Origin of the sequence: Gloeocapsopsis crepidinum LEGE 06123, assembly GCF_015207655.1 — a bacterium.
Classification (GTDB): domain Bacteria; phylum Cyanobacteriota; class Cyanobacteriia; order Cyanobacteriales; family Chroococcidiopsidaceae; genus Gloeocapsopsis; species Gloeocapsopsis crepidinum.
Genome location: NZ_JADEWN010000074.1, coordinates 18,523 through 28,529, shown reverse-complemented (window position 1 = coordinate 28,529; position 10,007 = coordinate 18,523). Strand labels below are relative to the sequence as shown.

Below are 10,007 nucleotides of genomic sequence, written 5' to 3'. Positions count from 1 at the left end.
CAAATCGCACTCCAAACTATATTTCCACAATTGGTGCTGTTACTTCTTTTACTAGACATTGAACGCCTGAGAGATTTGGCATTTAGTCAAGGAATTGACATTCAAATTTCCAGGTGCAAGATATGAGATACCACGGGTGTAATTTTAATGTATCTCGGTTTCGACCCCAATACAACCAATCCCGCAGAAATTCAGCAAGCACGAGATTTTTTAGTAAAGCATAAAGATGCGATCGCTGCTTTTGTTCCTGATACTGGTCAAGTCTTACTCGATCAAGGTGAAGTCGATCTCACCCACGAATGGAGTGGTGATATTTTCCAAGTCATGGAAGAAAACGAACAAATCCGCTATGCAATTCCCAAAGAAGGAACAATCGTTTGGACAGATAACATGGTAGTTCTCAAAAACGCCCCTAACAAAGAACTTGCTGAAAGATTTATTAACTTCATTTTAGAACCCGAAGTTGGGGCAAAAATTTCAAACTTCATTCACTACGGTTCACCCAACAAAACAGCCAGAGACAAAGGACTAATCAACGAAGCCGACTTACAAAACCCCGCAATCTATCCCTCACCGGAAGTTTTCGCTAAACTCAAATACATCAACGATGTCGGTCAAGCAACACCTCTGTACGACGAAGCCTGGAACGAAGTCAAAGTCGCAGTAGGCAAATAATTTTGTATTCTTTGAGTCCTAGCCTAACGCCTGCGGCTAACGGCAACTCCTACGGGGAATGTGCCTACCCTGCGGGAAGGCTACGCCAATCTGGTTCGTTTCACAATTAAACCACATCAACTAAACAAACATTATATGAACGATTGTGCAGTCGAACTCCAACAACTCTCCAAAAAATTTATTGACAACAAAGACTTCCTAGCCGTCAATAATATCAATCTCCAAATAACTGCAGGCGAATTCTTCTCCCTCCTTGGACCATCAGGATGTGGTAAAACAACAACATTACGAATGATCGCCGGATTTGAAACTCCCACATCAGGAGAAATCTTCATCCACGGCGAACCAATGTCGCATTGCTTACCCTTTCACCGCCGAGTTAACACAGTATTTCAAAACTACGCATTATTTCCACATCTGACAGTAGCCCAAAATGTCGCTTTTGGACTCGAAATGGAGAACCGCCCCCGCCGAGAAATTCAAAATCGAGTGGCTGAAGTATTAGTGCAAGTACAACTTACCGGAATGGAAAAACGCTATCCGCGTCAACTCTCAGGGGGACAACAGCAACGAGTCGCCTTAGCGCGGGCTTTGATCAAACAACCAGCAGTATTACTGTTTGATGAACCTTTAGGCGCTTTGGATTTGAAGTTGCGCAAAGAAATGCAACTCGAACTCAAACGGATGCAACAACGCTTAGGAATTACATTCATCTACGTCACTCACGATCAAGAAGAAGCCCTCACCATGTCCGATCGCATTGCGGTAATGCATCAAGGACGCGTATTACAAGTAGGGACACCGGTTGAAATCTACGAAAACCCAACTTCGCGCTTTGTTGCTGATTTTATTGGGGAAACAAATTTTTTAATCGGACGTGTGATTAAGCGTCACCTTGATACAGTTACAGTTTTGGTTGACGAACAATTACCAGTCTGCGTAAGCTATGAGGATGAAATTGCCCTAAATAGTATTGTTACTTTATTTGTGCGTCCTGAAAAGGTAGCAATTTTCCCTGCTAATAGCAATGAGTCTTTGCAAGGTAAAGTAGAAGAAACTGTGTATATTGGCACTGATACACGTTATATTGTGCGCTTGACTGAACAAAGTTGCATTATTGTGCGATCGCAAAATCTTCACTACAGCGATCTTCATAAATTTAATTCTGGCGACACTGTAAAAGTCAAACTACCGCCAGACAGCATCCGCATCCTTACAGAAGTCTCATCTACCTACGAACTATACAACCGCCAAAATGTCAAGCAAACAGTTCTAGCCACTAGTAACTAGCCACTCGTCACTTGCTGCAAAACCGTCATCGGACCATAATGTTTAAGGATCTGCATTTGCTCATCGTTGCGGACAAACAGCGATCCGGCAAATCCTAATGAATTGACTGATATTGACTCAAAACTTTCTTGCGATCGCGGTACAACTAACATCCATTGTCGTGTTGCGAGTAAATTATAAGCACCTGATTGCTTGTCGCTTTTAAATTCATTTGTGTTGAGTCCAACAGCATGAAGCAGGTTTTGATAGCATTCCAGCATTGCTGTAGCAGCGTTATCAAGCGTCCAACTAGGATCTAACAAAGCGATCGCATGAACAAAGGGGAACATTGATGATGTACCAATAGAACCTGTAAACTTAGCAGTAGCGATCGCCCTTTCAATTGGTAAATTTACTTTCTCAGCAAGCGGTAAGGGTACAAGTTGTAAATGTTTATGTTTTTGACTCGCACCTGCAATTTTCCCACCGTTGTAAAACGCTAAACCATCAATTTCGGCTAAAGTAACCCACATCGCCTGAAAATCTCGCCAATTGAGCCAGTTTTCCTGATCTTCAAAAGCACGAGTAATCATCAGTAGATGATAATCAACAACATTAAATTTATTCAATAGACACAAATGCGTGTTTGAAATGTCTGCAACAAACAAATCTTCTTCATAAGGTAGAAACGGGTTAAAATCCTTAGCCACAGCGGTATTTTTAGCTTGCTTCGCTTCATCTTTACGTACCAAGTTTGACAACGTGCGGACAAGGAAACTGATACCATTCTGCTCTACATATTCGTAATCTGTAGGAATCGACTGAAGTGCGCCTGTGCGTAAAGCATACTTCGTTTGTTCAACAACTTTTGTCCACAATGTACCAGGTTCTAACACCACTGTTCTTTCTGCGTTGATTCTTCATCACGCATTGTAGATGTTTTTGTTTTCTACTTAGCAAGCGGCTGGGTTGCTACATTAAGACGAAAAAAGATTGCAACAACATCCCGACAGCAGATTATCAGGAAAATTTGATAATTTCAGCTATATTTGTTGCGGAATTTCAGTTTTTACGAGTGAAGCTAACGCTATCACGGTATCACATCAGGGTAAAACGAGCATCCCAGAATTGTAATTTTTGTCATTCACCACTAATTTTGACAACGTTTAAACTTACTGTAGAACAAGTTTTAGCAAGTATCGAAGCTTTTACCCCTGCTTAAACAATTGATTTAAGATCGCTATAAGTGAGAATTCAGTAAGCCTAAACCTGTGAGCAATACACTCAGCAATCTAGAAGCTTTCTGGATGCCTTTTACAGCCAATCGTCAGTTTAAGGAAAAACCTCGGTTCTTAGTTGCGGTTGAAGGTATGTACTATACTTCCGATAATGGTCGGCAAATTCTAGACATACAACTGGGCTGTGGTGTGTTAATGCTGAGCATAGTCGTAAAGAAATTGCAGCAGCTGTCGCCAATCAAGTAATGCGGTTGGATTTTGCACCCGCGTTTCAAATGGGGCATCCAAGGGCGTTTGAATTTGCAACTCGATTGACAGAATTGGTATTAGTTTATGGTTTATTGTTGATGTTTCGGTAATTCCCATAGGAACAATCAACTGTTTACAGCTACTAAGTATTTCACCCACCTTTAGTATGATTTCTTTTCATAGCTTTTTTGTCAGTTTATTAAATTAAGTCTTGTAGTTTATCTACACTGCTTCTGCCTTAAACATTGAGCAAAAGACGATACTGAGTCTCCGCATGGTTGCTTGGGCAATGTACACTACTACCTGCTTTCATAGTCCTAAATTACAGCAATTTCTGTTTTTGAATTCCAGCTAAAATTCGTTGCTTATGTCTCGCTCAGCTTATCTTATTGTTAAACCTGCTACAAAGCAACATGAAACCGAACAAGAGTTGATAGAAATCCGTGCGATGTTAGAGCCGGAGTTTAACTTAAATGTTTATTTTACAACTCCCGAAGTCAGTGCTAATCAGTTAGCACATCAAGCTGTAGAAAATGGTGCTGAGGTTGTTATTGCCTCTGGAGGTGATGGTACAGTTTCAGCGGCAGCGGAGGCTTTAATTAATACAGACATTCCTTTTGGCGTTATTCCGCGAGGAACTGCTAATGCTTTTGCAGCTTATCTTAGTATTCCTAGCGATCTCAAAGCTGCGTGTCAAGTCATCTTAGCAGGTAACACTCATTTAGTAGATACGGCTTTGTGCAATAACAGACCAATGGTACTACTTGCTGGAATTGGTTTTGAAGCGAAAACTATTGAACAAGCTGACACAGAAGCAAAAAATCGTTTCGGGGCTTTAGCTTATATCTTGGCTGGAGTCAAACAATTTTGGCAAGGTATGACACCTTTTGAAACTAGAGTTGAAACTGAATCACAAACAGCCACAATCCAACAAGCAACAGCGGTAACAGTTGCAAACTCAGCGCCACCAACTTCTGTACTAGCGCATGGTACTACAGGAGTTTATGCTGATGATGGTCTTTTAGATATTACAATAACGTCTTTGCAATCTCGCCTTGAAGGGGCGATCGCACTTTATCATCTTCTCAAGTCAGGCTTTAACGATAATGCTGTAGAACTTGATAATGTCAATCATCTCCGCGCTAGGCACATCAAGATTAATACAGAACCTCCGCAGCCTGTCGTTTTAGATGGTAATATGATGGGAACAACACCTGTAGAGATTGAGTGTATTCCTAATAGCTTGAATGTGTTCGTACCAAATAATCAGAAAAATTGAGGTTAAAGGAATATCCCCTAACCTCTGATGCGAGTTCATTTACTAGCTGCTTTAGCGATCGCACTTAGTGGCAATCCTGGTGGATAAGTGCCTTCTTCTTTAACGCGCTTAACTTCGGCGTCGGTAATCCGTAATTTTAGCTTTTCTGCGAGTGTTCGGACAATATCACCTTTATCAACTAAACCTGCAACCGCCCCAGCAGGAGAAAGTACGGTAATTTGTTGCAGTTGTTGATTTTCCATTTGATTAATGACTTCTGCAAATGAAGTCGTTTCTGTCACAGTAGGAATTTCTGTTAAAGGATGCGCAATACTATGTAAGGTTTGGGTTTCCCACTGACTGCGTTCGATAAGACGCAAATCATCTACTGAAACCATCCCGCGATAGCGTCCATCTGAAGCTGCAAAATAGACTTGCGTTGCTTTGGGTTCGAGAAGAAACAAGTCTGCAAACTGACGTAGTGTTGAGTCTGCATCGACAACTCGAAAGTCTTTATTCATGGCATCACTTACTTTTAACGTGAGTAACGCCTCTTGTAAGGAAGTGATATTTTTATAAGCTGTCGCATTACGGATACCAAACCACCCTAGCAGCACAATCCACAACCCAGAAACCAATTCACCAGTCATGAAATCAATCGCAAAACCTAAGGCAATCGCACTCCAACCTAAAATTTGTCCGGCACTAGCAGCAGTACGTACCGCTTGAAAGCGATTACCCGTGACTTTCCACACAGCCGCTTTTAAAACTTGCCCGCCATCTAAAGGTAAGCCTGGAATTAAATTAAAGATAGCCAACACTAAATTAATTTTCGCCAAGTCACCAATCAATGTACTTGACAAGCTACCTGTCGGTAAAAGATAGGCAATTGTCGTCAGTAGCACAAATAAAATAACACTTACCGTTGGACCTGCGATCGCAACTTGAAATGCTTGCCCTGGTGTTTTTGATTCTTCCTCTATTGCAGCAATACCGCCAAAGAGAAATAATGTAATCGATTTGACATTAATGCCTTGCGATCGCGCTGCTAAACTATGACCGAGTTCGTGTAACAGAACTGAACCAAATAACAACAGCGCAGTAATAATTCCCGCACTCCAGCCTAATGTTGCTCCCCACTGTTGGTAAGATAAACCAAAGTTAAGCGTTGCTACTGCTAAAATTACGAACCACAAAGGGTCTAATAAAAGCGGAATGCCAAATAAAGATCCTATTCGCCAACTTGTTTGCATGAAATTTTCCTAGAACTCAGCACTTTAAGGCAGACAATCCATGCATATTTGCTAGACTTTGTCAAGATTTTCACCGCTCAGATGTGAGTTATCCAGCAATTATAGATTTGTAATTCACCTTACTTCTAGAATAGACAATCACTCTGACTCACTACTACTCCAGTTATTTCGAGGAATCCGTACCTGGAGGAGTTATACTAAGTCACTTTGAGATTGCTACAGATGGCTGACACGGAAGCGGAGATTGGTTTCCTTAGATAAAAGTAGTGGAAGCGATCGCTTGGTAGCACTCACCTAACGTTCTAGCAGAAGACTTTGAGTTTATAGTTTTACTCCAAATATAGAGTTAAAAGTATACAGTAGGCTAATGCGGTTGACGCTCAGGCATAAATAAATGATAATAATTTGCATTTGTCACTCATTTGAGTGTGTCATCTGAAGTTCGTTATGACCCTTACTATTTCAGAGGTAGACTATGCCCATCTTTGGCAAGAAAGCGTTCTAGAGCAAGAGTTCTGCAATTCATCTGAAGTCATGGAAGTTTGTCCGCAAGCATTAGGAACGGGCTATCGCCGTTGGGTGATGTTGCGTGATATTGATTTACTCATTCACGATTATGAGTTTCATCAAGATGTACAAGTCAAATCTAGTCCTGGTGAAGGAGGTTTAGAAATTGGCTTTCAACTTCAAGGTGGAAGCTACGCTAAACGCTATGCTGGACAAAACTTTGTGCAAAATGGTCCTCACGATACAGATACAACCTGTGAACGAGCTGGAGAACATATCTTGCAAGTGGATATTCACCTGGAATTAGACAGTTTGAAAAGCTTTGTTCCTAACGATATTGAGCCGTCATTGGCTATTCAGCAACTGATACAAGCATCTGGACAATATCCTTATACACAGGTGAGTGAAACGACAGCCACCATGCAATTTGTTTTGAATCAATTATTAAACTGTCCCTACGAAGGACTCACCAAACAAATTTACCTGGAAAGCAAATGCTGGGAACTGGTTGCGCTAAGGTTGGAGCAGTTAAATGGCGAATCCTCACTGCAAACGGGCTTAAAGCCAGACGACATTGAGCGCATTCATGAAGCTAAAGCAATTTTGACGCGCAACTGGCAGACTCCACCCTCGTTATTGGAGTTAGCAAGGCAAGTCGGGTTAAATGACTACAAACTAAAACAAGGATTTCGTCAAGTCATTGGGACAACCGCATTTGATTTTTTATGGCACTATCGCATGGAACAAGGCCGTCAGTTGTTAACCGAGAGTCAATACAACGTTAAAGAAGTTGCCACGATTGTGGGATATTCCAAGCAAAGCAACTTTGCGGCTGCATTTCGTAAGAAGTTTGGGATGAATCCAAAGGTGTATCAATCTAGCCAAGCATGTCTGAAAAAAGATCCTTTGAGCAGTCAAAAAAATCCGTTTAGCAGTTGACGCGATCGCCTATCAGTTATCTTTTTCCTGTATTTTGTTGATAAAGATTCTTGAGTGAGGTCAGCCATCTATTGGTTGACGGGTGTGCGGAGATCATGAAAATTCAGTTACGACGACCAGCCAACTTATCATTACCGTTATTGATAGGACTATGGGGAATGAGCGGGATGGCGATCGCCATTCAACCTGCATGGGCAGAGGATGACATATTAAAACAAGTAATATCCGAGCAATCAGCAGCGGTTGTCCAGGTGACAGTTCGGATTGAGCAATCTGATATAGGACTAGAGGTCATTTTGGAAACTGTAGGAGAACTTTCTCAGCCTTCCACCGCGATCGCAGACAATGTGCTAATTATCGATATTCCCAACGCCATCGTGACGGATAGAAACGAATTTCAGGTAGCAAATCCAGCCGATGGTATTGCACTTGTCAGCGTAACGAACTTACCCGATAACCGCCTGCGAGTATCCCTCACAGGAGTCGATGCACCGCCGATCGCTAACATTAGAACAGAAACGCTGGGATTGGTTGTGAGTGTTGTTTCGGGGACAGAAGCCGAATCAGAGGAAGAAATTCAAGTAATTGTCACTGGGGAACAAGACGATCCCTATCGCGTGCGCAACACAACAACGGCAACGCGCACCGACACCCCAATTGTAGAAACTCCCCAATCGATTCAGGCTATACCGCGTGAATTCATTGAAGACCAAAGTGCAAGCGACTTGGGAGATGTGACTCGGAACGTGGCTGGGCTGAATCAATTCTCGGTCTATCAAGACTTTGCGCTGCGAGGATTTCGGATTTCAGACGAAAGTGTTTTATATAACGGGTTGCGTGGTAATCCTTATAACTTCTTTACAAATTCTCCCATTCTCAGCAATGTGGAGCGAGTTGAAGTATTGCAAGGACCAGCATCAGTTTTGTATGGACAATTGCAGCCTGGTGGATTGATTAATATTATCACAAGACAGCCAGAAGCCGATCCCTCGACCGAAATTAGGGGGATTGCTGGAAGTTATGAACAATTCGGCATTCAGTTTGATTCGACGGGTTCGGTTGATACCGAAGGTCAGTTACTCTACCGCTTTAATGCAGTTCATTTGGGTGCAGATAGTTTCCGAGATTTCCAATCTTCAGATTATTTCCAGATTGCGCCATCCCTCACTTGGTCAATTAACGATCGCACGACTTTAGCACTAACGGGAGAATGGTTTGATGACAGCCGTAGGGGACAACGCGATCGCGGAATTGTCGCGCCAGGTGGAAATTTATTTGCCGTCCCAATCAGCTTTACTGTCAATGAACCAGACGATCGAGCAGGTAGTAACGGCTACGCAATTCAGCTATCGTTAAATCATGCTTTTACAGAAGATTGGCAACTGAACGCAACAGGACGATTTGCCCGTGGAGAATATTTCAACAGATACCATAATCCCACTAACTTGTTAGATGATTTGCAAACAATTACCCGCGATTATCGCGATCAAAAATTCATCAGCAACTCATTTGCAGCAGATATCTATGCGGTAGGTGAATTTGCAACAGGTTCACTTAACCACAGGCTAGTAATTGGGGCGGATACAACAATTCAAAATAATACTCAGGATGGCTTCTTTGCCGATCCGATTGAAGACGGTGGCGATGTTCCTGCACTAGATATTTTTAACCCGATTTACGGTCAAGCAAATCCTGACAACTATACCTTACTGTTCGATCGATCGCGCGATCAACTGCGACAATATGGAATTTATCTGCAAGATCAAATTCAGTTCAGCGATCGCTGGCAAGCATTACTAGGATTGCGCTACGACTTTTTTGATAATGAAAGTAACTTTCGCGGCGATTTTGGTTTCGGTGAATCCAGTTTTTCCGATACCGCACTGACGCTAAGAGGTGGTGTTGTCTATGAACCAGTTGATAACCTATTTCTATACACAAGCTACAGCCAAGGATTTGTGCCACAATCGGAAACGCAGCAAGGACCCGATCGAGGTGGACCTTTTGACCCAGAACAAAGCTGGCAAATTGAAGTTGGTGCAAAAGCCTCTGTGTTTGACAATCGCCTCACTGCAACCCTGGCGACGTATTACATTATTCGTGAAAATTTGCTTGTTAGCGATCCGGTTGATTTTGATCGGTTGCTACAAATCGGTGAAGCGAGAAGTCAAGGTGTAGAAGTGGTGCTAGTTGGGCGCATTACTGATGATTGGAGCTTGAGTGCCAACTATGCCTATAACGATGCTGAAGTCACTAGGGATATTGACTCATCTCTTGTCGGTCGGCAATTAGAAAACGCACCGCGACACAGTGCTGCTCTCTGGACGCGATATAACTTTCCTAATACAGGCTTTGGCATTGCTGGAGGATTGCGCTATGTAGACGATCGCCCTACTTTTAATGAATCTGTTCAGCTACCCAGCTATGTAGTGTTTGATGCAGCACTCTTTTACAGCTTGCGAGAACTACAACTTGCCATCAATTTTGACAACATTTTTGATACCACCCATTTTATCGGTGGCTATGATGAAACGGCTGTTTCTCCAGGGCAACCTTTCACCGTTCGATTTACTGCATCCTATCGTTTTTAAGTTGAACCATGTCTCGATTGCAATCGAT

8 protein-coding genes are annotated in these 10,007 nt (G+C 42.4%); 6 read left to right on the top strand and 2 right to left on the bottom strand.

What is annotated here, in order from left to right; translation table 11 throughout:
- The first annotated feature begins 147 nt into the window (after positions 1-147).
- Positions 148-675, top strand: coding sequence for an ABC transporter substrate-binding protein (locus IQ230_RS22345; protein ID WP_193934437.1), 528 nt, complete (start codon positions 148-150; stop codon positions 673-675).
- A 135-nt stretch (positions 676-810) separates the two neighbouring features.
- Positions 811-1,965: an ABC transporter ATP-binding protein gene (locus IQ230_RS22340; protein WP_193934436.1), complete on the top strand. Its 1,155-nt coding sequence runs from the start codon at positions 811-813 to the stop codon at positions 1,963-1,965.
- Here IQ230_RS22340 and IQ230_RS22335 read toward each other — a convergent pair.
- Positions 1,962-2,843, bottom strand: a complete 882-nt coding sequence (locus tag IQ230_RS22335) for an ATP adenylyltransferase family protein (RefSeq protein ID WP_193934435.1) — start codon at positions 2,841-2,843, stop codon at positions 1,962-1,964. The two genes, IQ230_RS22340 and IQ230_RS22335, sit on opposite strands and share 4 nt — an antisense overlap.
- Before the next feature lie 372 nt (positions 2,844-3,215).
- Between IQ230_RS22335 and IQ230_RS22330 the strand changes: the two genes are divergently transcribed.
- Positions 3,216-3,428: a hypothetical protein gene (locus IQ230_RS22330; protein WP_228055235.1), complete on the top strand. Its 213-nt coding sequence runs from the start codon at positions 3,216-3,218 to the stop codon at positions 3,426-3,428.
- A gap of 370 nt (positions 3,429-3,798) precedes the next feature.
- Positions 3,799-4,710, top strand: coding sequence for a YegS/Rv2252/BmrU family lipid kinase (locus IQ230_RS22325; protein ID WP_193934434.1), 912 nt, complete (start codon positions 3,799-3,801; stop codon positions 4,708-4,710).
- Between the two features lie 35 nt (positions 4,711-4,745).
- Here IQ230_RS22325 and IQ230_RS22320 read toward each other — a convergent pair whose 3' ends face one another.
- Entirely contained in the window at positions 4,746-5,942 is a 1,197-nt protein-coding gene (locus IQ230_RS22320; RefSeq protein ID WP_193934433.1) for a site-2 protease family protein, read from the bottom strand.
- Positions 5,943-6,389: 447 nt separating this feature from the next.
- Between IQ230_RS22320 and IQ230_RS22315 the strand changes: the two genes are divergently transcribed.
- Positions 6,390-7,388, top strand: a complete 999-nt coding sequence (locus IQ230_RS22315) for a helix-turn-helix transcriptional regulator (protein WP_193934432.1) — start codon at positions 6,390-6,392, stop codon at positions 7,386-7,388.
- 95 nt (positions 7,389-7,483) lie between these two features.
- Positions 7,484-9,979, top strand: a complete 2,496-nt coding sequence (locus IQ230_RS22310) for a TonB-dependent siderophore receptor (RefSeq protein WP_193934431.1) — start codon at positions 7,484-7,486, stop codon at positions 9,977-9,979.
- Positions 9,980-10,007: the final 28 nt, after the last annotated feature.

Excerpts from the sequence above, each read along its gene's own strand:
- IQ230_RS22315 (WP_193934432.1), top strand. The coding sequence starts at position 6,390 with ATGACCCTTACTATTTCAGAGGTAGACTATGCCCATCTTTGGCAAGAA.
- IQ230_RS22320 (WP_193934433.1), bottom strand. The coding sequence starts at position 5,942 with ATGCAAACAAGTTGGCGAATAGGATCTTTATTTGGCATTCCGCTTTTA.
- IQ230_RS22345 (WP_193934437.1), top strand. The coding sequence starts at position 148 with ATGTATCTCGGTTTCGACCCCAATACAACCAATCCCGCAGAAATTCAG.
- IQ230_RS22325 (WP_193934434.1), top strand. The coding sequence starts at position 3,799 with ATGTCTCGCTCAGCTTATCTTATTGTTAAACCTGCTACAAAGCAACAT.
- IQ230_RS22340 (WP_193934436.1), top strand. The coding sequence starts at position 811 with ATGAACGATTGTGCAGTCGAACTCCAACAACTCTCCAAAAAATTTATT.
- IQ230_RS22310 (WP_193934431.1), top strand. The coding sequence starts at position 7,484 with ATGAAAATTCAGTTACGACGACCAGCCAACTTATCATTACCGTTATTG.